The sequence below is a fragment of the Alkalihalobacillus deserti genome, from assembly GCF_020734105.1.
Classification (GTDB): domain Bacteria; phylum Bacillota; class Bacilli; order Bacillales; family Bacillaceae_D; genus Halalkalibacter; species Halalkalibacter deserti.
On sequence record NZ_JAJAFR010000004.1, the window covers coordinates 339202 to 365017 of the forward strand.

The 25816-nt window shown below is 37.8% G+C and carries 23 protein-coding genes; 19 read left to right on the forward strand and 4 right to left on the reverse strand.

The window, feature by feature from the left end; genetic code table 11:
- Positions 1–48 precede the first annotated feature (48 nt).
- The 13 genes from LDX58_RS10520 to LDX58_RS10580 all read left to right on the forward strand — a co-directional run bounded on the left by LDX58_RS10520 (position 49) and on the right by LDX58_RS10580 (position 13869).
- On the forward strand, positions 49–588 hold the full coding sequence (locus LDX58_RS10520; protein ID WP_227936793.1) for an SCO family protein: 540 nt from the start codon (positions 49–51) through the stop codon (positions 586–588).
- Positions 589–634: 46 nt separating this feature from the next.
- Positions 635–823 carry a hypothetical protein gene (locus LDX58_RS10525; RefSeq protein WP_227936794.1) on the forward strand — a complete coding sequence of 63 codons (189 nt, stop codon included), beginning with the start codon at positions 635–637 and terminating at the stop codon, positions 821–823.
- A gap of 18 nt (positions 824–841) precedes the next feature.
- Complete coding sequence (locus LDX58_RS10530; protein ID WP_227936881.1) at positions 842–1153, forward strand: redoxin domain-containing protein; 312 nt, start codon at positions 842–844, stop codon at positions 1151–1153.
- A 766-nt stretch (positions 1154–1919) separates the two neighbouring features.
- A complete protein-coding gene (gene argC / locus LDX58_RS10535) occupies positions 1920–2957 on the forward strand; it encodes an N-acetyl-gamma-glutamyl-phosphate reductase (RefSeq protein WP_227936795.1) in 1038 nt (345 codons plus the stop codon).
- Positions 2957–4207 carry a bifunctional glutamate N-acetyltransferase/amino-acid acetyltransferase ArgJ gene (argJ, locus tag LDX58_RS10540; RefSeq protein ID WP_372459149.1) on the forward strand — a complete coding sequence of 417 codons (1251 nt, stop codon included), beginning with the start codon at positions 2957–2959 and terminating at the stop codon, positions 4205–4207. The genes argC and argJ overlap by 1 nt, the downstream gene beginning before the upstream one ends.
- Before the next feature lie 28 nt (positions 4208–4235).
- Positions 4236–5021: an acetylglutamate kinase gene (argB, locus tag LDX58_RS10545; RefSeq protein WP_227936796.1), complete on the forward strand. Its 786-nt coding sequence runs from the start codon at positions 4236–4238 to the stop codon at positions 5019–5021.
- A gap of 12 nt (positions 5022–5033) precedes the next feature.
- Entirely contained in the window at positions 5034–6197 is a 1164-nt protein-coding gene (gene argD, locus LDX58_RS10550) for an acetylornithine transaminase (protein WP_227936797.1), read from the forward strand.
- A gap of 104 nt (positions 6198–6301) precedes the next feature.
- The gene (locus LDX58_RS10555) at positions 6302–7381 is read left to right on the forward strand and encodes a carbamoyl phosphate synthase small subunit (RefSeq protein WP_227936798.1); all 1080 of its coding nucleotides are present in this window, start codon (positions 6302–6304) and stop codon (positions 7379–7381) included.
- Complete coding sequence (gene carB, locus LDX58_RS10560) at positions 7374–10526, forward strand: carbamoyl-phosphate synthase (glutamine-hydrolyzing) large subunit (RefSeq protein WP_227936799.1); 3153 nt, start codon at positions 7374–7376, stop codon at positions 10524–10526. The genes LDX58_RS10555 and carB overlap by 8 nt, the downstream gene beginning before the upstream one ends.
- Positions 10527–10531: 5 nt before the next feature.
- Positions 10532–11494, forward strand: coding sequence for an ornithine carbamoyltransferase (argF, locus tag LDX58_RS10565; RefSeq protein WP_372459150.1), 963 nt, complete (start codon positions 10532–10534; stop codon positions 11492–11494).
- A gap of 62 nt (positions 11495–11556) precedes the next feature.
- A complete protein-coding gene (locus tag LDX58_RS10570) occupies positions 11557–11748 on the forward strand; it encodes a YjzC family protein (RefSeq protein ID WP_227936801.1) in 192 nt (63 codons plus the stop codon).
- A gap of 234 nt (positions 11749–11982) precedes the next feature.
- Positions 11983–12726: an alpha/beta hydrolase gene (locus tag LDX58_RS10575; protein ID WP_227936802.1), complete on the forward strand. Its 744-nt coding sequence runs from the start codon at positions 11983–11985 to the stop codon at positions 12724–12726.
- 246 nt (positions 12727–12972) lie between these two features.
- Positions 12973–13869, forward strand: a complete 897-nt coding sequence (locus LDX58_RS10580; RefSeq protein ID WP_227936803.1) for an NAD-dependent epimerase/dehydratase family protein — start codon at positions 12973–12975, stop codon at positions 13867–13869.
- 388 nt (positions 13870–14257) lie between these two features.
- On the opposite strand, the gene LDX58_RS10585 is transcribed toward LDX58_RS10580, so the two are convergent.
- A complete protein-coding gene (locus LDX58_RS10585; protein ID WP_227936804.1) occupies positions 14258–15850 on the reverse strand; it encodes a peptide chain release factor 3 in 1593 nt (530 codons plus the stop codon).
- Between the two features lie 249 nt (positions 15851–16099).
- On the opposite strand from LDX58_RS10585, the gene LDX58_RS10590 reads away from it, so the two are divergent.
- The 3 genes from LDX58_RS10590 (at position 16100) to LDX58_RS10600 (ending at position 17821) form a co-directional block, all read left to right on the forward strand.
- A complete protein-coding gene (locus tag LDX58_RS10590) occupies positions 16100–17062 on the forward strand; it encodes a BMP family ABC transporter substrate-binding protein (protein WP_227936805.1) in 963 nt (320 codons plus the stop codon).
- 84 nt (positions 17063–17146) lie between these two features.
- On the forward strand, positions 17147–17320 hold the full coding sequence (locus LDX58_RS10595; RefSeq protein WP_227936883.1) for a ComZ family protein: 174 nt from the start codon (positions 17147–17149) through the stop codon (positions 17318–17320).
- Between the two features lie 180 nt (positions 17321–17500).
- On the forward strand, positions 17501–17821 hold the full coding sequence (locus tag LDX58_RS10600; protein WP_227936806.1) for a hypothetical protein: 321 nt from the start codon (positions 17501–17503) through the stop codon (positions 17819–17821).
- Between the two features lie 142 nt (positions 17822–17963).
- On the opposite strand, the gene LDX58_RS10605 is transcribed toward LDX58_RS10600, so the two are convergent.
- A complete protein-coding gene (locus tag LDX58_RS10605; protein WP_227936807.1) occupies positions 17964–18296 on the reverse strand; it encodes a hypothetical protein in 333 nt (110 codons plus the stop codon).
- Positions 18297–18481: 185 nt separating this feature from the next.
- On the opposite strand from LDX58_RS10605, the gene LDX58_RS10610 reads away from it, so the two are divergent.
- Positions 18482–19420, forward strand: coding sequence for a beta-ketoacyl-ACP synthase III (locus LDX58_RS10610; protein ID WP_227936808.1), 939 nt, complete (start codon positions 18482–18484; stop codon positions 19418–19420).
- Positions 19421–19474: 54 nt separating this feature from the next.
- Positions 19475–20716, forward strand: a complete 1242-nt coding sequence (fabF, locus tag LDX58_RS10615) for a beta-ketoacyl-ACP synthase II (RefSeq protein ID WP_227936809.1) — start codon at positions 19475–19477, stop codon at positions 20714–20716.
- 56 nt (positions 20717–20772) lie between these two features.
- On the opposite strand, the gene LDX58_RS10620 is transcribed toward fabF, so the two are convergent.
- Complete coding sequence (locus tag LDX58_RS10620) at positions 20773–21783, reverse strand: LCP family protein (RefSeq protein ID WP_227936810.1); 1011 nt, start codon at positions 21781–21783, stop codon at positions 20773–20775.
- A gap of 205 nt (positions 21784–21988) precedes the next feature.
- Between LDX58_RS10620 and LDX58_RS10625 the strand changes: the two genes are divergently transcribed.
- Entirely contained in the window at positions 21989–23269 is a 1281-nt protein-coding gene (locus LDX58_RS10625) for an acetyl-CoA hydrolase/transferase family protein (RefSeq protein ID WP_227936811.1), read from the forward strand.
- A gap of 39 nt (positions 23270–23308) precedes the next feature.
- Here LDX58_RS10625 and LDX58_RS10630 read toward each other — a convergent pair whose 3' ends face one another.
- Positions 23309–25813, reverse strand: coding sequence for a CBS domain-containing protein (locus tag LDX58_RS10630; protein WP_227936812.1), 2505 nt, complete (start codon positions 25811–25813; stop codon positions 23309–23311).
- Between the last annotated feature and the right edge of the window lie 3 nt (positions 25814–25816).

Genomic DNA, 25816 nt, shown 5'->3' on the forward strand with positions numbered 1-25816 from the left:
ATAGTTATATCACTCTTGTTATTAGCCTTATTAGGAGGCTGTGGTTGGGTGTATCAAGTTGGAAGTGGTGGCTCATCCGAGTATGACATTTCAAAAGCTGAGATGAAAACGATGAATTTTGAGTTTATCAATCAAAATGGTACAGCATATGGGACGGAGCAATTGCAAGGTCAATATTGGTTAGCCAATTTAATATTCACGCATTGTCCTTCCGTTTGTCCAACGATGACACCTAATATGCAACGGCTTCAAGCGGCAATGAAGGAAGAGGGGATTGAGATGTCGTTTATTTCTTTTACGGTTGATCCAGAAAGAGACACCCCTGAAGCACTTTACTCATACGGAAACAATGTTGGCGCAGATTTAACATCATGGCAGTTTCTGTCGGGATACACGATAGAGCAAATTACAGAATTTGCTGCTGAAAGCTTTAAAACACCTGTTCAGCATATTGATGATAGTGACGATATTGTTCATAGTACAAGCTTTTTCTTAGTAGACCCAAATGGAAACGTTATTCGGAAATACGATGGGCTACAGTCGAATCAAAAACCGATTATTGATGACCTTTTAAAAACCGTTAAATAGTAAGGTTTATCGTAACAAATGTAAAGTGACTAGAAGAGGTGAAAAAATGGTATTGGCTATGAAATCTAGATGGATGATTGCTGTTTTAATCTTAAGCGTCTTTTTAACAGCGTGTGGAACGTCAGATGTGGAACCAGACGGAGAATTAAGTCTTATTGACGAACAAGGTGAAGAGGTTACCTTGACTAATAAAGATCGAGCGACAATTTTGTTTCACTTCACGGAAGTTGGCTGAGGACTTTGCCAACAGCAGCTGGTTCAGCTGCAAGAGAATATAGAGTTATTTGAAGGATTAGATGCTGACCTTTATGCCATTAGTACGGATACTCCTGCTAATTCAAAAAGCTTAAAAGAAGCCGGGGCATTTACATTTACATTTTTATCAGATCATACATTTGAAGTGCTCGAACATGTGAATATGAGAAATGATCAAATTTCCTATCGAGGAGTTAGTATTCTCGATAAAAATGGGAAGTATATCTATCATCAAGTAAATGATCATTGGGGCGAACAAATTGAATTGATCGCTTCTACCGTTCATGATGAATTTAGTAAACTAGATTAAGTAAGTTAAAGACATGCCAATAAACGATAAGTAGTTCCGATAATGTGGAGAAAAAGTAAAAGATCAGATAAATCACAACAGAAATAACGAGTGAAATAACATAACAATTAGCACACAAAAGCGCTTGGATGATTATTAAAATTCCAAGCGTTTTATTTTATACCTTATTTAAGTTAAGCACCGAATTAAATAAAGGAAGTTGACTGATGGTTAGCGGACATATAATCCGTTATTTTCGTAAAACTGGCTACTTTCATGATACAAGAGGATACCAGGTCCGCTATTTCAAAAAATCTCTAACAAAATTGCAATGGGATTTCATATGTTAAAACTAAATAAACTTTGATATAACACATCAATTAAAAGCCCAAATCACTATGATTTGGGCTTTTAATTGATGTGTTATTTCTTGTGTTTCTCCAAAAATGGAACTACTTAAATAAACGAGGTGTTCCTTTTATATATAATCGAAATCGTTCCGATAACATCTGCCAAAAGATGGATAAGGAAGTAAAACCGTTTAAAAAAAGCGATGAAAAATAGACAGACACATATTAGAGTCAGAAAATGTATAATGATTTCATATTCTCCTTACTCATGAAGAGGATCTATATAAATAAAAAAAATCATTGAAAGTAGTCGATTTAGCCGTTGAATAAAAAATAGACAAAATAAAATAAAAATACAGTTGAATTAATTTTTATACATAGATATAATGAGTAACAAGATCAAAAGAGCAGATATAGAAAAGTTGGGAGAGGTTGAAATGAGAGTTGGCATTATAGGGGCTACAGGTTATGGTGGCGCAGAATTGTTAAGGCTACTAAACCAACATCCTCATGTGCAAGATATCGTCTTATATTCATCTTCAAAAGAAGGCATGAATATACAAGAATCATATCCGCACGTATCTGAGATTTACTACAACGAACTCAAATCGATAAATATAGAATCAGTCAAAGAAGAGGTTGATACGGTTTTCCTTGCAACACCTCCTGGAGTTTCAGCAGAGTGGTCAGGAAAATTGGCGGTTGCAGGTTGTCAGGTTATTGATTTATCTGGTGATTTACGTTTGGAAGATCCAGATGTCTATGAATCTTGGTATAAAAGAGAAGCTGCACCGCTTTCTTTAATTCAAGATGCGGTGTATGGACTTCCTGAATGGAATCGTGAATTGATAAAAACGGCAAAGGTTATTTCAAACCCTGGTTGTTATCCTACAGCGACACTACTGGGTCTTGCCCCACTTGTTAAAAACGATTTGATTGAAGTTGATTCCATTATAATAGATGCAAAGTCAGGAACATCTGGAGCAGGAAGATCCCCTTCAGCTATTACACACTTTAGTGAAATGAATGAAAATTTCAAAATTTATCAAATTAACCAACATAAACATGTTCCAGAAATTGAACAGCTTTTGCATAAATGGAATAAAGGGATTTCTACGGTCACCTTTCAACCACATCTAGTGCCAATGGTACGTGGGATCATGGCAACTATATATGTAAAAGCAAAGAAGAAGACAACAGAACAAGAGCTAAGAGAACTTTACCGAGAAACCTACGGCCATGAGCGTTTCGTTCGAGTGAGACCAGATGGGCAATATCCTGCTACGAAGGAAGTTTACGGTAGTAATTATTGCGATATTGGGATAACTTATGATAAAAGAACTGGACGAATTACGGTTGTGTCAGTAATTGATAATGTGGTTAAAGGAGCTTCTGGTCAAGCGATTCAAAATTTTAATATTATGAATGGATTTGAAGAAGAAACTGGGCTGAAATTAGTTCCGATGTATCCATAATGAAGGGTGGTCATTTTGTGAAAGGTATTACAGCACCGACGGTTACGGAAATTGAAAATGGTAGTATAGTGACTCCAAAAGGTTTTTCAGCGACAGGATTACATTCTGGAGTAAAAAGAAAAAGACTAGATTTAGGAGCTATTCTTTGTGAAGTTCCTGCTAGTGTAGCAGCCGTATATACATGTAATCGAATTCAAGCAGCACCGCTTAAGGTCACAAAAGAATCGATTGAAAAAGAAGGGAAAATCCAAGCGTTAGTCGTTAATAGCGGTAATGCAAATGCATGTACGGGTAAAAGAGGATTAGAGGATGCTTATGAAATGAGAAAGCAAAGTGCTAATCATTTTGAAATTCCTGATCATTATGTAGCGATTACATCAACGGGTGTAATTGGTGAATATCTGTCTATGGAAAAAATTGTTACAGGAATTAAACAGCTTGAACCAAAGTCTTCGTTAGAGAATGCAGAAGCGTTTAATAAAGCGATTTTAACAACGGATACCACAAATAAAAAAGTATGCTTTGAGACAATTATAGATGGGAAAAAAGTTTCCATCGGTGGAGTAGCAAAAGGCTCTGGGATGATTAATCCGAACATGGCTACAATGCTTTCTTTTGTTACAACTGACGCAAATGTAGAATCAGATGTACTACAACAAGCATTATCTAACATTACAAATCAAACATTTAACCGAATTACCGTAGATGGAGATACATCGACAAATGATATGGTTGTCGTAATGGCATCAGGTTTAGCTGATAACGATACACTTTCTCCAAATCACCCAGATTGGGATGGCTTCTACCTTGCCTTAAAAGAAACTTGTGAGTCACTAGCGAAACAAATTGCTAGAGACGGTGAAGGGGCAACAAAGCTAATTGAAGTACGAGTGAATGGTGCTTTAAATGATGAAGAGGCAGGAAAAGTAGCGAAGAAAATCGTTGGGTCAGATCTTGTTAAATCAGCGGTCTTTGGTACAGATGCAAACTGGGGACGAATTATTTGTGCAATTGGTTATAGTGGGTGTGAAATTAATCCTGAAACGATTGACATTGCAATCGGACCTGTTCAAACCCTTGTCCAAAGTCAACCTACAACATTTTCAGAAGAAGAAGCGAAATCTTACATGGAAAATAATGATACGGTTGTAATTGAAGTTGAACTTCATTTAGCTAATGGAAGTGGCAAAGCATGGGGTTGCGACTTATCTTACGATTATGTACGGATAAATGCAGGATATAGAACGTAATAGTGAAAATCCCGGGGAGGGGAAACGAGTGAAGGATGTTGTTGTAATTAAATGCGGGGGAAGTACGATTGCTGAGTTATCCTCTGAATTTTTTAAAAGTGTTGTGAAAATGCAAGAGAGTGGGAAGCATCCGATTATCGTACATGGTGGTGGTCCAGCTATCAATCAGCTTTTGCAAAAACTAGACATAAAATCGGAATTTGTTGATGGACTCAGAAAAACGACTGAAGACGTGCTAGATACAGCTGAAATGGTCCTTTGTGGAAAAGTAAATAAGCAAGTTGTTACAAGCATCCATCAAGCTGGAGGGCAAGCGGTTGGATTATCTGGTTGTGATGGGAAATTAATAGAAGTGAAACCGATTAATGAAGGAATGCTCGGGTATGTCGGTGAACCGACAAAGATTAACACAAATTTACTTTCCTCTCTTATGGAATTGAACATGATACCAGTCATTGCTCCAATTGGAATGAATGAACAAGGTATTCATTATAATGTGAATGCAGACAGTGCAGCAGCAGCTATAGCCAAAGAACTTGGTGCAGAACAGCTTGTGTTTGTGACCGATGTAGATGGGATTTTAAAAGATGGAAAGTGCCTGGATAAAGTGACAGCCGATGAGATTGAAGCATATATTGCTGACGGAACGATCTATGGTGGAATGCTTCCTAAAGTAAGAGCAGCCCTTTCTACATTAACGGATAGTTTACAATCTGTCATGATAATGAATGGGAAGTCTACAAATGTTGGAGACGATGGGGCCGTTAAAGGAACAACAATAATAAGGTCAAAAATGAAACTTTATGTTTCTTAAGGGGGAATGAACATGAGTGCACTTTTTCCAACTTATGCTAGATGGAACATTAAACCAGAAACAGGAATTGGTTCAACACTAATAGATGCATCTGGAAAAGAGTATTTAGACTTTATTTCAGGAATTGCTGTTTGTAACTTAGGTCATTGCCATCCGAAGGTGATCTCAGCTGTACAGAAACAACTAGAAAAATTGTGGCATGTATCTAACCTTTTTGAAATTGAGGGTCAAGAGAAAGTCGCCCAGTTACTTGTTGATCATAGTGTAGGGGATTACGTCTTTTTCTGTAATAGTGGTGCAGAGGCCAATGAGGCAGCCATTAAATTAGCTAGAAAATCAACGGGAAAACATCATATCGTCTCCATGAAAAATTCCTTTCATGGACGCACGCTTGGGAGTATGGCGGCAACAGGGCAAGATAAAATTCATCAAGGGTTCGGTCCGCTCTTAACGGAGTTTACGTATATTGAGATGAATAATGCGAGCTCCCTTAAAGAAGCTGTAACAGAGGATACAGCTGCCATTATGGTTGAGGTCATCCAAGGAGAAGGCGGCATTCGCTTAATGACCGAGGAATTCGCCAGTGCATTGAAAGCTATTTGTGAACAGTATGGTTGTCTCTTAATTATTGATGAAGTACAAACGGGAATTGGGCGAACAGGAACCGCGTTTGCTTACGAGCAATTTGGTTTAGATCCGGATATGATTACTCTCGCAAAAGGTTTAGGGAATGGATTTCCAGTTGGTGCACTTATTGGAAAAGAAGGATTAAAAGAAGCTTTCACTCCAGGAAGTCATGGGTCAACATTTGGTGGAAACCCTCTAGCCATGGCAGCAGCAGAAGCTGTATTAAATGAAGTTTTCACGTTACCGTTACTAGAATCAGTTCAAGCTAAAGGGAAATGGTTTAAAGCAGAGCTTGAGAGCCTTAACTCTCTTTCATTAGTAGAGGAAGTTCGTGGGAAAGGTTTGATGTTAGGGATTGCATGTGAAATAGAAGTGGCTCCTATCATCGAAGCTTGTAGAGAAAAGGGATTACTCGTTTTACCTGCTGGACCAAAAGTATTGCGTCTATTACCACCGTTAATTGTGACAGATAAGGAACTTAAAAAGGCTACAGATATTTTAACGGACGTTTTAACAACAATTGATGCAAAACAAGGGGTCAATTTATAAGTACAGATGATCACTACCTAAACGAGTAGTGATTTAATATGATAAGCGTTGTATAAAAATCGAATAACTAGTATAAGTATTCGTTTAAATGGGGAGGGAATCAGATGAAAGGATACGTCGTATTAGAAAACGGAGAAGTATTTGAAGGCGTTGTTCATAGTAATGGCGAAGAAGTTTATGGAGAAATTGTCTTTTTTACAGGAATGTCTGGTTATCAAGAGGTATTAAGTGATCCATCTTTTAAAGGGCAAATGGTCGTGTTCACGTATCCACTAATTGGCAACTATGGAGTCAATGAAGCAGATTTTGAAAGTATCACTCCGCAAGTCAATGCTCTTCTAGTCAGTGAAGTATCAGAGGAAGGATTCCATTATGAATCTTGTTCTTCCCTTATTACCTACTGCGATAAGCACTCAATTCCATTAGTTTCTGGGGTTGATACGAGAGCGATTGTCAAAAGGATACGAGAGCAGGGCGATATGCGTGCCATTATAACAACAGATCCTACCAATCTAGCATTTAAAGAATTTCCCCCACTTGGACAGCAAGAAGTTGTACCCATGGTGTCAAGTTCGATGATCGAAACACATGGAGATGGCGAACATCATGTGGTAATGGTTGATTTTGGCTATAAGAAATCAATTTTAGATTCTTTATTGCAGTTAGGTAGTAAGGTGACGATCGTTCCTTATAATACCCCGTTTGCTACGATTGAACAGCTTAACCCAGCTGGTGTACTTTATTCAAATGGACCAGGGAATCCAAAGCAACTACAAGATGTATTGCCAACAATTAAAAAAGTCGCAGAGACTTATCCTACGATGGGAATTTGTTTAGGTCATCAGTTGTTAGCACTTGCTTTTGGAGCGGATACGGAGAAATTAACGTTTGGTCACCGTGGAGCTAATCAACCAGTGATGGACCTTACAACGAACAAAGTGTATATGACGTCTCAAAATCATAGTTATGTAGTTAATGAGCGTTCATTAGGTGGAACCGGGTTTGTGGCGAAATTTATTAATATTAATGATCGATCGATCGAAGGATTGATGCATAAAGAATATCCGGTATTTACCGTTCAATTTCATCCAGAAGCTCATCCTGGACCATCTGACAGCGAACAGCTCTTCTATACATTCATAGAAATGCTAGGTAATAAAGGGAGAGAGAAAGCGTATGCCTAAACAACAAGACCTAAAGAAAGTGCTTGTCATCGGATCAGGACCGATTGTGATCGGGCAGGCAGCAGAATTTGATTATGCAGGAACTCAAGCCTGTTTAGCTTTAAAAGAAGAAGGTATTGAGGTTATCTTAATTAATAACAATCCAGCAACCGTTATGACAGATGAATCCTGTGCCGATCGTGTCTACTTTGAACCATTAACGGTAGAAAGTGTGGAAGCGATCATCCAAAAAGAAAAGCCAGATGGAATTCTAGCCACTCTAGGAGGACAGACCGGTTTAAATTTAGCAATGGATCTGAATGACTTTGGGATTCTTAAAAAATATAATGTCAATTTACTTGGTACTCCTATAGATTCGATTAAAAAAGGTGAGGACCGTGAAGCGTTTCGTGCCCTGATGCAAGAGTTAAATGAACCAGTACCAGACAGTGAAATCGTAACAACAAGTAAGGCAGCTCTTGATTTTGCAAATGAAGTTGGCTATCCAATTATTGTTCGTCCTGCTTATACACTTGGAGGAGCGGGTGGAGGGATTGCCTCAAATGAAAGTGAACTTAAGGAAATTATTAAGGGAGGACTTTCGCTTAGTCCAATCAGTCAATGTTTAATTGAAAAAAGCATTGCTGGGTTTAAAGAAGTCGAATATGAAGTGATGCGTGATAGCAATGATACATGTATTACCATTTGTAATATGGAAAATATTGATCCAGTAGGGATTCATACTGGTGATTCGATTGTTGTTGCTCCTTCACAAACACTAACAGATGTTGAATATCAAATGCTTAGAACTTGCTCAGTTAAAATTATTCGTGCTTTAGGTATTGTAGGCGGATGTAATATTCAATTCGCTTTGGATCCAAATAGTAAGCAGTATTATTTAATTGAAGTAAATCCACGTGTAAGCCGTTCGTCCGCACTTGCTTCTAAAGCGACGGGATATCCAATTGCGAGAATGGCAGCAAAGGTTAGCATCGGGTATAATTTGCATGAACTAGTCAACCCAGTAACAGGACATACGTATGCGAGCTTTGAACCTGCACTTGATTATGTTGTAGTGAAATTCCCACGTTGGCCATTTGATAAATTTGTTCATGCAGAACGAAGTCTTGGTACACAGATGAAAGCAACAGGGGAAGTAATGGCAATTGAACGTAATCTAGAAGCTGGTATTCAAAAAGCGGTTCGTTCGCTTGAATTAAAAACAGTGGGGTTAACATTGCCAGCTGTCACCAATAAGTCAACTGAGCAACTTTGGCATCTAGTTAAACATCCTGATGATCGTCGATTCTTTGTTTTATTAGAGTTGATGAGAAGAGGAGTCTCGCGAAAAGAGTTGCATCAAGTAACGGAGATTACGGAATTCTTTTTACAATCTTTTGAGCGGTTAATCGATTTAGAAAAGGAAATTAAAAATTTAAGCTTTGAAAAAGCCGATAAAGCTTTTCTTTATAAAGTGAAAAAAGCAGGATTTTCCGATCAATGGTTAGCACATGTATGGAATGTAGAGGAAAGTGTTGTCAGGGAAAAGCGGATGCATTTAAACATTGTTCCTTCTTATAAAATGGTCGATACTTGCGCTGGTGAATTCAAGGCATCAACCGCCTATTTTTACTCTAGTTGGTCTGGAGAGCATGATACGATACCGCAATCAGGTAAAAAGAAAATCTTATTATTAGGTTCTGGTCCTATTCGGATTGGGCAAGGGATTGAGTTTGATTATTGCTCGGTTCAAGGGATCCAAAGTCTTCATCGTCTTGGGTACGAAGCGATCATGATGAACAACAATCCAGAAACAGTTAGTACAGATTATGCCACGGCAGATCGTTTGTATTTCGAACCTTTGACAGTAGAAGATGTCTTAAATGTCATTGAATTAGAACAAGTTGAAGGAGTCATTGTCCAACTTGGGGGTCAAACTGCCATTTCTCTAGTTGAAGGATTAGAAAAAGCAGGAGTGAAGCTTTATGGAACGAATCTTGACACGATTGATCAATTAGAGGATCGTGGGAGATTCTATTCATTTATGAAGCAAGTCGATGTTCCTCATATCCCTGGTGTAACAGCAGTCAGTGAGCAGGATGCATTGAAAAGGGCTTCAGAAGTTGGTTACCCCGTTTTGATTCGTCCTTCTTACGTAATTGGTGGCCAAGGAATGATGCTTTTCCAATCAGAAAAAGAATTTGTTTCGTATCTAGCTGATGAAGAACATCAAGTGGCATATCCTATTTTAATTGATGCGTATTATCCAGGCATTGAATTAGAAGTAGATGCTTTAACGGACGGAGAAAAAGTGTGTATTGCTGGCATGTTTGAGCACGTAGAACGTGCAGGTGTCCACTCGGGTGATAGTATCGCTGTTACACCGCCTTATACCATTTCAGAGAATGTTAAGAACCTTGTTTATTCATATACAGAGCGAATTGCAAAAGGAATGGATTTCAAAGGAATCTTTAATATCCAATTCGTTTTATTTGAAGGTCACTTATATGTCATTGAAATTAATCCGCGTGCCTCAAGAACTGTTCCGATCTTTAGCAAGATCTCGAATCGTTCATTAATTGATTATACTGTTCGGTTATTATTAGGTTCAACTTTGTCCGAACTCAACCTAAGCGAAATCATCTTACCAGAACCTGATTTTTATACTGTAAAAGCACCTGTGTTTTCTTATCAGAAGCTTGCCGGATTAGACCCGATCCTAGAAGCAGAGATGAAATCAACTGGGGAATTGATGAGTATGAGTACCAATCTTGATCAAGCGTTTCTCAAGGCATTTGTTTGGTCTCAGCAATCAAAACCTAAATTTTTCACGCAGAGAACAGGGTCCATCTTTATAGACATTGCAAAAGAAAACGAGAAGTTTTTCACCCCATACTCTGAGCAATTACAAGATCTTGGATTTGAATTAGTGAAAAATGATTTTGAAGGTTGGATTCAAACTGAAGAAGCGATTGCTTTGATCAGCTTACCTAAACTTGGAACAAAGGATGGAACAGAAAAACGCCAGGAAGCGTTAAGACAGCGTTGTTCTGTTATTTCAGAATTAACGACTTTACAAGTTATGCTCCAAGCACTAGCGGTGACCGATGTTGAGTATCATGCCATTCAAGATTGGTGGTCAAAAGAAAAGGAACTTATTAAATAAAGGACGTGTTGAATGTGAAAGCAACAATAGAAACAAAAGATCAAACCTTTTACGGACGTGATTTTCTCACGCTGCTTGACTATACACCAAAAGAAATTAGTAAGTTGCTTGAGAATGCATTAGAAATAAAAAACAATAAAGCGGCTTATAGTGAAGCTTTAAAAGGCCAATCATTAGGAATGATTTTTGAAAATGCGTCGACAAGAACTCGTGTTTCTTTTGAAGTTGGAATGACCCAATTAGGTGGGCATGCTCTATTCTTAAGCCCAAAAGATATGCAAATTGGTCGCGGTGAACCAGTAAAAGATACGGCTAACGCACTTTCAAGATATGTGGATGCGATTATGATTCGTACGAATTCACATGAGCTTGTTGAAGACCTAGCGCTACATGCAAGCGTACCAGTGATTAATGCCTTAACAGATAATTATCATCCATGTCAGGCAATGGCTGATTTACTAACAATTCTTGAACATAAAGGCTCTTTAAAAGGTCGAAAGATAGCGTATGTAGGCGATGGGAATAATGTCGCTCACTCATTACTTGTTGCAAGTGCAAAGGTTGGTATGGATATGACCATTGCAACACCAGAAGGCTACGAAGTAAATGCAGAAATTTTCGAGAAAGCGCAAAAAGCAGCGGAGGAGACGGGGGCGAAAATTGTTCAAACTCACGACCCAAAAGCTGCAGTTACAGATGTAGATGTCATTTATACAGATGTATGGGCAAGCATGGGCTTTGAGCAAGAACAAGAACAACGTTTAAAACAATTTTTTGACTACCAAGTGAATGACGAATTAACTTTATTGGCAAAGGAAGATTTTATTTTCTTACATTGCTTGCCAGCCCACCGTGGTGAAGAAGTAACAGCAGAAGTGATCGATGGAAATCGATCTGTTGTTTATGATCAAGCTGAAAATCGTCTTCATGCGCAAAAAGCCATTTTATTAGCGTTACTAAGTAATTAATTAAACCTCCTGTTCATGATTGGATAGCTTCTGGGCAATCTAATTATGGAAGGAGGGATAATATGGGACAAAGTCGAATGTTTGAACCCGGTCAGAAAGCGCCAAACAATGGAATTTACGTAGAAATTGGTGAGACAGGGGATATGGTACAAGATCCTAAAGCATTAAAGATGGAAGCTGGAGATACATTTCCAGACACTCAAAACCATAATCGTAAATGGACGCCGAAACATAAAAAAAGAGGAGGACAATAGTTCCCCTAGCCTAACCCCTCTGTTCTCTTATATTATAAGAGAACAGAGGGGTTATTTAATGGGGCAAAAGCATTTGAGAGGTGAAAGCATAAAATGTGATGTTTGAATAATTTAAAAATTAAACTCTCCTCCCTCACTCTTTTGACTTCCATTTTTAATTCATTGTGCATAACGTAGTAAAGAAAAAGATATCGTTTAACAAAGGAGAAAACATGATGGGAGAGACGTAAAACAATGGTACATGCACGTTATATTCGCATTGAAGAACAGTGGAACGTCATCTATCTTCCAGAACGTCCTAATGGTTTTGCTGTTTTTTTACTTGGAGATAATGCGATGGTAGTTGAGGAGGATACGAGTGACTGGGAACACCATCCTGAGAGGAATTTACTTTTACAGAACCTGTTGAGTAGAGGCTATACAGTAATTGCCTCCTCCTTGTTTAATCGACATTGGGGAAGTTACAAAGCGTTTCGTTTACTAGAACAGTTATATCATCTTGTTTTAAAACAAGAAATATTAAATAGTAAAATTCATCTGTTTGCTGAAGGAACAGGCGCACTATTGGCTATTAGATGGATGAATGAGTTTTCAAATCGGATCCGATCATGTTATTTTGTTAATCCGTGTTTTTCTATAAACGAGTTCTACCAGCAAGAGCAGGAGAATAAGTTGTATTTTAAGAGGTTTCTCAAAGAGTTAGAGGAATCATATCAAAAAAGCAAAGGAGAAATTGACTTAAATTGGATTAAGTCGATTACTCCAGAGGTTGTAAGCAAACAGATCCCCCCTTTATCTATTCATTGCCATATGCAAGAAAAACGCTTTCCTTTGTCACTACAAAGTCGACCTTTTCAAAAAAAATTAGCTGATGAAGGAATCTTTGTGAATTTAAGAATACATGCTAACGATAAATCGTTTTATAAAGCAGCACAATCCGTATTTCCATTTTATAAGAAATATGAGCAACAATTATAGCCTTTCTCTGCAATACCATAAGAGGAGGCTTTTTACATAGATTTTGTTCAAAAAGGCGATTTTCCTTTTTGAACAAAATCGAAGCAATGAGCGAAACCGCTGCATGTTTTTAAGCTTCCTCTTAACGGTTTTTTAAGAGGAAGCGAGCAGCGAGTGAAGCCATTGCAAGTAAATAAACAAAAAGGCGATTTTCCTATTTGAACAAAATCGAAGCAATGTCACAAGGTTTTATGAAAGGAGATTCATATGAAAAAGGCACTTGTTACAGGAGGATTGGGATTCATTGGATTTCATTTGGTACAAAAGCTAATAGCTGAAGGGATAGAAGTTGTTATAATTGATGAGACGCCCGTTGAGAAAAAAGAAGAACGAGAAGAAAAGTGGATGAGAATAGGGCGTAATGATCTAGTGTCATTGATTGACCAAAACCTAGAACAAGTTAACTTTAAAGATCTTTTAAAAGGAGTTGATGTTGTTTATCATTTAGCGGCTTCAACTTCAAATGATAGTAAGTGGAAAAAACTTCAAAAGGTTATTGAAAATAACGTTGATATAACAAAAAAGATATTGAAATATCTTCCTACTCATACAAAGTTCATTTATGCTTCCACCGTTGAAGTCTACGGGGAACGTCCAGGGAAAATAACCGAAAGAACACCAGCTAATCCAACGACACCATATGGGATTACGAAATTGGCAAGTGAGAGACTCATTCAAAAAGAGTGTGGTGAGCGGAAATTATCGTATATGATTCTTCGTTTACCGACCATATATGGACCATGGCAACGAACAGATATGACTTACCAACAAATTATAACAGGTGAACGGAACCCGGATCAGGATCGTTCAACATTAGATGCGTTATATGTTGAAGATTGTGTTGAAGCTTTTTATTTAGCTGGAATTAAAAATGTTTCAAACGAAATTATTCAGCTCACTTCGGGTCAAGAAGACGCATGGTATAAAGGATTAGAACTTTTAGATTATGAGGGTACAATCAAAAAAAATCCAATTAAGACTGCTATGGCTCCAGATAAAGCGCTAGACATTCTTGGATTTAAGCCGAAATTTACATTAGAGAAAGGTCTTGCCAAACAAAAGGAACATGTGACACAATGGCACCAACAAAGAAGTTTGCGATAGGAAGTGAACCGGTGCAGAGTAAGCAGATCGTAATCGGGATTTTAATATTTGCCTTGGTAATGATTCTCTCATATAGTTTCTTTTATGGAGTCCTATTTTTTAGTGAGGGAATAAGTGTCATTATTGCCCTGATTCTCGGAGGGATAGCTGAATTTTTTTATCGAAGGAAATCTAGAAGGAACTAGCTAGTTCATATGAAAAGAGTGTGGATACATTAGCGGTATCTCACACTCTTTTCTGTTGGCGAGGACGTTAAACACATTATGAATGCCATTATAAATTGGATTCATGATTTTAAAGTCACAAAAAAGTCAGTTAGGATTTTTCCCAACTGACTGCTTTGATAAAAGTTGTTTAATAAAAAGCTGCTGTATTACGTCTGAATCTATTAAATTTCACGAATAAATGAATTCTCATAAAATTTCATTTCAGGATATTTCTCAATAGCCGTACGCATCTGAAATTCATTTTCAAATAACACAACAATTCGGCCGTCTCGATCGGTCGCCAAGTTACGTTGAGATTTTTTGAAGGCATCCATTGCTTCTTGTGGTCCAGCTACCCAACGAGCAAATGAGTAGGGCAAGCGTTCTAATTGAATGTCAACATGATACTCGTGTTTTAAACGGTATTCTAATACTTCAAATTGAAGGACACCAACCACACCAACAATCTGCTGTTCAGAAAAGCGGTTATACGTTTTAAACAGCTGAATTGCGCCTTCCTCTGTTAATTGCTGAAGTCCCTTTTCAAATGATTTATGCTTTAATGCTTCTTTAACGGTAATCGCACTAAAGAATTCAGGTGAGAAATGAGGCATCTCGTCAAATTCAAACCCCTCTCCTTCAACTAAAGTATCTCCAATTCTGAAAGTACCTGGATCAAATAATCCGATGATGTCACCTGCATAAGCTTCATCTATGATGCTTCGACTTTGTGCTAAAAATTGAGTTGGTTGTGAAAGTTTTAGGTTTTTTCCAATTCGAACATGCTTAACACTCATTCCACGTTCAAACTTACCAGACGTAATTCTTAAAAAGGCAATACGATCCCGATGTGCTGGATTCATATTCGCTTGAATTTTAAAGATGAACCCCGAAAAGGCTGTATGAGTTAATGGTTCAATGATCCCTTTAGAACTTTCTCTAGGTGTAGGAGAAGGAGAGAGATTTAGATAATGCTCTAGAAACGTTTGTACACCAAAACTAGAAATAGCACTCCCGAAAAAGATCGGTGTTAGTTGACCACTGGCAATTAACTCTGCATCAAAGTCATCTCCAGCAACATCTAGTAATTCAAGCTCCTCTCTAAATTGAGCGACAAGACTTTCATCATTGATTGCTTCATCTAGTTTAGGATCATCAGGCCCTTCAAGTTGAATCACATCAATTTCCTTTGGGTTTTCCGGGTTGTACAATTCTAATCTTTTGTTATGGCGATCATATACGCCAGAAAAGGATTGTCCCATACCTATAGGCCAACCCATAGGATATGAGCGGATTCCTAATAGATTTTCAAGTTCTTCCATTAATTCAAAAGGATCTCGTCCTTGCCGATCTAATTTGTTCATAAACGTAAAGATCGGAATTCCTCGCATCTTACAAACTTTAAATAACTTCTTTGTTTGCGCTTCTACCCCTTTGGCAGCATCGATTAACATCGCAGCTGAATCGGCTGCAGTCAGAGTTCGGTAAGTGTCTTCACTAAAATCTTCATGCCCAGGAGTATCAAGAATATTAACATGATATCCGTCATATTCAAATTCAAGAACAGAACTAGTAACAGAAATTCCACGTTGTTTTTCGATCTCCATCCAATCACTCATTGCGTGTTTGGACGTTTTCTTTCCTTTTACCGATCCTGCTTCTCGAATGGCACCTCCGAATAAAAGCAGTTTCTCAGTTAATGTTGTTTTCCCCGCATCTGGATGGGAGATAATCGCAAATGTACGGCGCGATTGAACGGCATGTTTATAATCCATATGTTTGGTCCTCACTTTTACTTCAGATTGTCTCGGTTCATTATATCAGTGTTGCCGAGATGTTTCACCTTCTTTCAAAAAAGATTACAATCATATTACAAGTTGATGATAAAAAGCAAGTTATAGAGGAAACAACATACGATTAACGAATAAAAGGACAAGAATAATGTGAAAAAATATAAATTAAGGGTAAATTGTCGGGAAAATGTTTTATAATACTAGGTGCAAACATATAGGGAGAGTGTCAACATGTATATTCAACGATTAATTCTATTATTGTTACCAGTTTTACTGATGATTGGTTGTGCCGATGTAAATACAAGCTCTGCAAATAGAGTTGGCCTGTTACTAGAAGATACGATAGACGATCAAGGTTGGAACAGCAAAGGCTATAAAGGCTTATTAAATATTCATTCCAATCTTAATGTCGAAGTTACGTTTAAGGAAGATATGAATACAGAGTTAAAGGTTTCAAAGGCAGTGGAAGAATTTGTTTCTGATGATAATGTTAATCTTATTTTTGGACACGGGAAATTTTTTGCAGACCTATTCACAGAAATCGCTCCGAATTATCCAGAAGTCCATTTCGTAAGTTTTAATGGAGACGTGGAAGGAAAGAATGTAACAAGTATTCATTTTGATAGCTACGCAATGGGTTATTTTGCCGGAATGATTGCAGCGGCCATGTCTGAGACGGGACATGTAGGAGTTATCGCAGCATTCCCTTGGCAACCTGAAATCGAAGGCTTTGAAGCGGGAGCTGCTCTTTATGGCGATTCTTTAAATGTTCATGTCAACTTTGTAGAAGAATGGGCTGATAGTGAACGAGCTTTAAAATACTTTGAAGAGTTAAAAGAAACTGGCGTAGATGTGTTTTATCCTGCAGGAGATGGCTATCACGTTCAAGTAATTAAAGAAACCAAAAAAGAGGGATTATACGCCATTGGTTTTGTTGGTGATCAATCCGATTTAGGGGAAACAACAGTCTTAACAAGTACAGTCCAGCATGTAGATGAATTATATGAATTAATTGTAAGACTCTATTATAGGCAGGAATTAGAAATGGGTAATCTAAAGTTTGATTTTGCAGATGGGGTTATCAGTTTAGGGACCTTCAGTTCAAAGGTCCCAGAAGAAATTAAATTACAAATAGAAGAGGCTGTTCAGATTTATACGGAGACTGGCGAATTGCCAACGGAACCTATTTTATAACGTACTTGCTTTTAAGTGACTTGTCATAGTATGGTAATGAGGAAAGATCAGAGAATGAGGAGGATAATTGTGAATAATCCTGAAATGAATATGAAATTTATGCAAATTGCTATGAAGCATCTCCCAGATGGGAAAAAGTTCCTTGATGATAAAGGGATTGAATTAAACATGGAAGACCTACAACCGATGTTAGAACTTTTACTTAATGTCATGAACGAAGCGTATGAGTTAGGGAAAAATGATAGTAATCAAGAGTAAATTAAATAAAAATACATAGTAGCTCGACCGAATCAATTCGGACCGAGCTTTTGTTTTTGACATGGTTTCCAACTTTTTAAGCCACCTAAATTGAGTCTATGAGTTAAGTCTGTTATAGATATCTCTGAAAATAGCGATTGACGTTAGTTACCCTGTTGATAACTTAGAGGAGGAGATTAGATGGAAAAAACAGAGAAGTTAAAAGTTTTTGCACAGGAAATGAAAGAAGGCTTTCAGCTTGTGAAAGAAAAGCGTGATGAAGAAGCTATTAAAAAATTGCAACCTTTTATACAGTTAATGAGACAAAGTCAGGCCCCACATATCCGACTTTTTGCTTCTTATAGTCTTGCGCAAATCCGTACAGGTGACTTAGAGGGATTTTTACAAACTTATAGTGAAGTAAAAGAAATGAATCCTAAAACAGAAGAGGAACTTAAATTTAAGCAACAGCTTGATGGTTTTTTTAATGATTTAATGGAAGAGTTACAAAAGGAAGATTGATTCTTAGACAAGGCACATCTTAATAACGAAAGTATCTTTTTGTCTAATTAGTTGCAATGGCTTCACTCGCTGCTCGCTCCTCTTAGAAAACCACTAAGAGGAAGCTCAAAACCTTGCAGCGGCTTCGCTCAGAACGCTAACATTAATCGTTAGCGTTTTTGTTTTTTGAACTAGTTTTATTCGTACTATCTATTTTATTTTGACTAAAGTAGGAAGAGACAGCCCCAGCTAATGGTGCTAATTTATCAATGAATGGACCAAGTGATTGGACAAGTGCAAAAATACTTTCGAGCTGATCTGGTTGCTTATTGTCTGGAGATTGGTTTTCTTCAGAAGATTGCGGATCTTCGGGTTTCAATTTTGATTCTGTGTCATCCGTATCTTTTTCTTCTTGTTCTGGTGGCATCGGGGGTCGACCGAACATAAAATCTGAAAAAAAGTCTCTTTGTGGTTGGGGTTTCTGTTCATTACTCATATTTTTCCCTCCTATTCTGTTCTCCATAATATTATACGGGTTGTTCTCTTTTTCTGTGTAAAGACTAAGGCCTATTTACAAGGATAAAATATAGACAGAGATTGAAAGATGAGTTAAAATTAGTATCAGGTACTAATATAAACCCAAACAATCGTGTTTTTTAATCGCGAAAGGGGAACTAAAAAATGACAAAAGCGGGAATCATTGGCATGGGTAGCTATATTGGAGAAGAGCTCGTTACAAATGCTGATTTAGAAAAAAAAGTAGATACAAATGATGAGTGGATTAGAACGAGAACTGGAATAGAGGAAAGAAGGTTTGCTCCTCAAGATGTCGACAGTTCAGATATGGCTTATATTGCTGCTAAAAATGCTTTGGAGCATGCCGAACTCTCAGCAGAGGAGCTAGATTTAATTTTAGTTGCGACGGTTACTCCTGATATGCCATTTCCAAGTGTGTCGTCATTAATTCAACATCGTCTCGGTGCAACAAAAGCAGCTGCAATGGATATTAGCGCTGCATGTGCGGGGTTTATTTATGGATTGGCTACAGGGCAACAATTTATTGAAAATGGCGCTTACAAACATATTCTTGTCGTTGGTGTAGAAAAATTATCTAAAATTACTAATTTCGAAGACCGTAATACAGCTGTATTGTTTGGAGATGGTGCTGGTGCTGCGATTCTTGGACCTGTTTCCGAAGACAAAGGTATATTGGCCTTTGAATTAGGCGCTGATGGTTCAGGCGCGATGCATATTAACAAACAAGGGTCATTTTTAGAAATGAATGGTCGTGAAGTGTTTAAATTTGCTGTGCGTCAAATGGGCGACTCGGCTTTAAAGGTTCTTGAAAAAGCAGGATTAACAAAAGAAGAATGCGACTTTCTTGTGCCCCACCAAGCAAATATAAGAATTATGGAAGCGGCTAGACAACGTCTAGATCTTCCAATTGAAAAAATGTCGAAAACGGTTCATAAGTACGGGAATACATCTTCTGCATCAATTCCAATGGCTATGGTGGATGAGTTACAAAGTGGTAAGATTAAGGACGGAGATGTTCTTGTATTAGTTGGTTTTGGAGCAGGACTTGTTTGGGGCTCTGTTGCGATTAGATGGGGCAAGTAAAAATGTAATTAGGGCAGGATAAGAAGATAGATGAACGAGAAGGAGAGAACATTCGTGGAAAAAAAACGTGTCGTAATAACAGGAATGGGAGCTGTAACTCCTTTAGGTCTTGATGTTGCAACAACTTGGAAAAACCTGATCGAAGGGAAATCTGGAGTTGGTCCTCTAACAAGAGTACCAGCTAGTGAGTTTCCGATGAAAGTTGCAGCTGAGATTCGTGATTTTGATCCGGGTGCTTTCGTTGATAAGAAGGAAGCAAGAAAAATGGACAGATTCACACAATTTGCTGTAGCAGCTTCTTTAATGGCATTAAAAGATGCAAATCTAGAAATAACGGAAGATATTGCACCTAGAGTCGGGGTCTGGATTGGATCTGGAATCGGTGGTATGGAAACGTATGAGCAAAACTTTCGTCAATTTCTTGAAAAAGGACATCGTCGTGTAAGTCCATTTTTTGTGCCAATGATGATTCCTGATATGGCTTCTGGACAAGTTTCAATTATTACGGGAGCGAAAGGAATTAATTCATGCACCGTAACAGCTTGTGCGTCTGGGACAAATTCAATTGGAGATGCTTTCAAAGTTATTCAACGTGGTGATGCTGATATTATGATTACTGGTGGCTCTGAGGCACCTATTACGAATATGGCAGTAGCAGGATTCTGTTCAGCTAAAGCTGTTTCAACAAGTGAAGATCCAACAACAGCTTCACGTCCGTTTGATGCAAATCGAGATGGGTTTGTTATGGGTGAGGGAGCTGGAATTTTGATTATTGAAAGCTTAGAATCTGCTGTTAAGCGTGGAGCAACTATTTATGCTGAGATCGTTGGTTACGGGGCCACTGGAGATGCTCATCATTTAACAGCTCCTGCACCTGAAGGAGAAGGTGGAGCAAGAGCAATGAAGCAAGCAATCGATGATGCTGGTCTAGAACCAGCAGAAATAGATTACTTAAACGCACATGGTACAAGTACGCCGTATAATGATAAATTTGAGACAATGGCTGCTAAAACTGTATTTGGCGAACATGCTTATAAAATGGCAGTGAGTTCAACAAAATCGATGACAGGGCATCTTTTAGGGGCAGCTGGTGCTGTAGAAGCGATCTTTTCCGTTAAGGCGATTCAAGAGGGCATGATTCCTCCAACAATTAATTATGAGACACCTGATCCAGAGTGTGATCTTGATTATGTTCCAAATGAAGCACGCAAGCAACGAGTACGAGCTGCTGTAAGTAATTCACTTGGATTTGGCGGACATAACGCTACTCTTGTTTTTAAAGAGTATTTAAATTAATAAACAAGCTGCCTCCATTGATTATTTTTTAATATCAATGGAGGCAGCTATTTTTTTCATTTACTCTTTTTTCTTTTATCAGACTGCTTAGCAAAAAACTGATTTACCGCTTCAAGATTTTTTTTCAAATCCATCTGTAAAACAGAACCTGCATGTTGATAATAAGCATCTTCAAAACTGCCCTCTATTGGTATACGAAGTGTTCTTATCTCATCAATTGGGTTAAGGACTACGTCACGCCCTAGACTAAGCAATTTAGTTGTGTGAATATTGGTGTCAAGGTGGGGCTCAATCATTCCGGTCAATTTCGGAATTTTACTGATTCCAGATATGGTGAAAAGCTCATTCGTAAGCAAAGTTAGAACTTCTTGTTGCCGGCGAACGCGACCAAAATCATTTTCTCGATCTTTACGGAAACGTACATAACTTAGCGTGTCTTCTCCGTCTATTACGTATTCTCCTGGCTGAAAATTAATGGAGTTACTTGGATCATACATTCGGTCTTCGATGGTGATGGTAAGCCCATTTGGAGCGATGGTATCGACTAATTGGATGAAGCCATTAAAATTTACTAATGCATAGTAATGGATATCTAAACCGAAATTGTGTTCAATGGTCTCTTGAAGCAATTCCACTCCTCCAAATGCAAAGGCTGCATTTATTTTATTATTAGATCGTCCAGGAATTTCTACGTATGAATCCCGCATAATAGAAGCGATTTTACTGTCACCATTTAATGGATTGTATTGTGCAACCATGATAGTGTCAGTTCGAGCTAACCCAACGTTTGATTTATCGACTCCGACTAACAAAACATTGATGGGTTCATTGTTTTCAGGCTCTTTCGTAGATAATAATTTTTTAGGAGAATGTTTTTTCGGACTTAACGGCATTTCGCGCGACTGTATTATTTGTTTTTCTGAGATCGTTTTACCTGCTTCATATTGCAGATATATATAACCTCCTATTGTTAGCAGCAGAAGTGGAACAACAATTAATAAGGCTGTAACAGCTTTTTTTATATGTGCCCATCTTTTTTTCCTTTTTTCTTGTTTTCGGGTAGACATATGGAGCCCTCCTTACGTTCCCGCTCTGAATATAGGTTGGTCCTGTGTAGAACACTATATTTGACAAAGAATACATGGAAACGAACTTGAATTCATAGTATTATTATTCGTTAGAGAGTACGATTTCATGAATGAAAATAATAATGAATGGATCGACGTTTTTTTCCATTTTGATAAACTAGCTTCTTCGAATAGGAGGAATGAGATGGATTTTCAATTAGCATATAAAGAAAAGCAGGTTTCAAATGCGTTAGAGGCGGTGTTATGGATAGAGCCTAATGAAGATATTGTCGTTCCACTTGCTGTAGGAGAACCAGCAGCATTAATTAATGCATTACCAAGCCACCAAGATCTTAAAGGGAACAGGCTATTTCAGATGTTATCGTTGCATCCAGTAGTAGAAGTAGCACCGGAAAAAGTAAAAATTATCTCGATGTTTTTAAATAAAGATGAGCGCAGAGCTTTTTACGATAAAGAAGTTGATTTATTACCGAATCACTTTTCAGATTTACCTGTTATTTTACAAGAAATATCACAGAACCTTGTTCTAATGGCAACGGTATCACGGATGAATAGAAAAGGCTTTTTTTCGCTTGGAACGAATTGTGATTATATCTCCACATTATTACCTTATGCAAAAAAAATTATCCTTGAGGTAAATGAGTTTATGCCTTATACGTATGGTGAAAACCAAATTCACATTTCAGATGTGGATGTTTTTTTTGAAAACCACCAAAAGCTTCCTGAAACGCCAGAAATTCCTTTAAGACAAGAAGATGAAATGATCGGTAAAAAGGTAGCATCAATGATTAATAATGGAGATGTTCTACAAATTGGCTTTGGTGCAATTCCAAATGCAATTATGAATTATTTAACCAGCCACCGTGATCTAACGATATTTACTGAGATGATCCCTGATAAAGTTGTTGATTTATTTGATGCAGGGGTTGTGACGAATGCAAAAAACCCATTACACCCGGGAAGTTTGACAGCGACATTCGCTTTTGGTACGAAGAGGTTATATGACTTTATTAATAAAAATGAGCAAGTTCAAATGTACCCGGTTAATCAAACCAATGCAAGTTGTTTCATCTCGCAAATAGATCAGTTGGTTACGATTAACGCCACTATAGAAGTAGACTTCTTAGGACAATGTAATTCTGAGTCGGTTGGAGGAAGGTTTTATTCTTCAACAGGGGGACAAGGGGATTTTGGCATAGGCGCTCGAATGTCATCAAATGGTAAAGGAATCATTTGTTTGCACTCTACCGCAAAAGAAGGAACAATTTCTAAAATCGTCCCGACTTTAGCTAAAGGGTCTGTCACATCTACTTCTAAAAATGATGTAGATTACATTGTTACTGAATATGGAGTAGCTAAATTAAGAGGAAAGACTGTCCGGGAACGAGCAGAAGCCTTAATTAGTATTGCTCATCCGAAGTTCAGAGATGAGCTTCGTGAACAAGCTAAAGCGATGGGCTTATAAATAAAAAGGACCGTTTCATAACAAACGGTCCTCTCATTCTTATAGATGTGTTTGCAAAAGCCAGAATATGGCTTCTTTTTTTGTTGTGATTCTTTGATCAAGTTGCAAACAGGTCAATTGGTAAAGAATTTCTGAGAACTTGGGACCTGGTTTGATACCTTGTTCAATTAAGTCTTCTCCGGTTAATAATGGTTTAAACGTATGCCGTTTTTGGATATATTGTTCTAATTTCTTATTATTAGTTAGCAAAGCATAAAGGAGTATGTTTTCTTCTTTATAACTAGCATATTTTAGATGAATATCACTAAACAAAACGTTTGAATCAAACAAAATGGCTGTCATTTCTTCTAGTTGCTTCACAAGTTGTTGTTGCTTTGTCGTAATTGAATATCGTTTTACTTGATGTTTCCAGTTTTTCTGTTGAAACAATAAAGCGACAAGATAAGTAAAGGGGTCTTGAAATCGATACGACTCAAGCCTCTTAATCGCAGTCATCATATGCTCATTAACCTTAAAGCCGAAAAGAGAATCCCAAACTCCAATGTCCTCAAGATTCTTAATCCCAGGTGCGATTGAGTTTTCTTTTATCAATAATTCCATTTCATGTAGAAATCTAGTTGAACTTACTTGTTTTAACATGGGGCAAGCATCAATCGCTAAGTCATAGGTTTGCTTGGCCAGTTTATAATTAAACCGAATCGCAAAACGAACGGCTCGAATAATTCGAGTTGGATCTTCTATGAAGCTAAGTGTATGAAGGATGCGAATTTTTTTCTTTTTAATATCTTCTTTTCCTTGAAAAAAATCAATTAGGGTACCAAAGTGACTCTTGTTGATTTGTAGTGCCATGGCATTAATCGTAAAATCGCGTCTTCGTAAATCTTCTCTAAGATTTGAAGGTCTTACAACAGGTAATGTAGCAGGAGAATTGTAATATTCAGTCCTACAAGTGACAATATCAAGCTTTAAACCAGTTGGAGTTGTCCAAGTAGCTGTACCGAATTTTTCGTGAGTTTTAACGTCTCCACCTAAATGACCGGCAAGTAATTGTGCAAATGAAATGCCATCGCCCTCAACGACGATATCTATATCTTCATTTGGACGCTCGAGCAGGAAATCTCTTACGACGCCTCCGATTAAATAAACAGTCATTTGTTGCTCATCAGCAATTGTCCCTATTGTCAGAAGGAGTTTATAAATATCAGGTGACAATTGCTTCTTTATCATTTGAAGTACAGGTTCTACACTGAAGTTAGTTTGTTTATGTAACTGCTCAATGACATTCGTTCTTGAGAGAATTCCTACTACTTTTTTCTCGTTATTCACAATGGGGATACGTCCTATATTATGCTTCATCATCGTTTCTTGTATAGCTTCTAAAGAGGTGGTGGGATCTAAGACGACCAATTGAGTAGACATGTATCCTTTTACAGGTGCATGCCCAAGGCCATGGTGGGTAGCTTTATCAACATCACGTCTCGAAATAACACCTATAAGTTCATTATGCTCGTTTAAAACAGGAAAGCCCGTATGTCCATACTGATACATTTGTTCAAGTACAGAGTCAATGGAATCATCAGGTGAGACAGATTTTACAGGAGATGACATGATGTCTGCTGCGGTTATCGCTTTTCTTATCATTTGGTAAAGAGATGTTTGAACGATCCTTTTTACATAATCTAACTCTGTCTTTTTTACCGTTGCCGATGCTGCTTGACTATGGCCACCACCACCGAGACTTTCCATAACGGAACGGAAATCCACTCTTTCTGAACTCGATCTCCCTACCACATACACATGATTTTTCATTTTAACGATTGAGATTACAGCATCAACACCAGTGGACTCCATTATTTTTTTGGTGATTGTAGCGAGGCCTCCGATATAGGTTGCTTGCTCATAAGAGGAGATGAAGATGGTAATGCCATTGACTAGCTGTTCTTCTCCGTTGGTTAAAAGCACGTGTAGCAATTGTTTTTCATCAGCTGTTAACACTTGCTCTTGGAATCGATCAATTAATGTAACGTCCATATGTAAGTCTATAAGTAGAGAAGCAACATATAGATCTCTAGCAGTAGTTTGTGGGAACGTGAAGTTTCCGGTATCTGTGTATAGACCTAAACCAAAAAGCGTTGCTTCGAATGGACTTATCGATAGCTCCATTTCCATTAAGTGATCGAAAAGAAGTGTGATCGCTGCCCCGTATTTTTCAATATATCTTATTCCTGTTGTTAGATCTCCTTCTTTTGGTGAATGATGATCATAGACAATCGTTTGAACATCAGCACCGAGAGAGGGCAAAGGGATACCAGTTCGTTTAATTGATGCAACATCAACAAGAATAAGAGTTTCTAGTTTTCCCCAATTGATCTCTTCATACGAAGAGAATGCTAATTGATCTCGGTATATAGCAAGAAAGGATTTAACTGTTGGATGTTGCTTATCTGTTAAAGCTACTTTTGCGTTAGGATGGAGTTTTTGAGCAGCAAGTAAACAAGCTAACCCATCGAAATCAAGATTGATATGTGAGACTATAACTTCCATCTA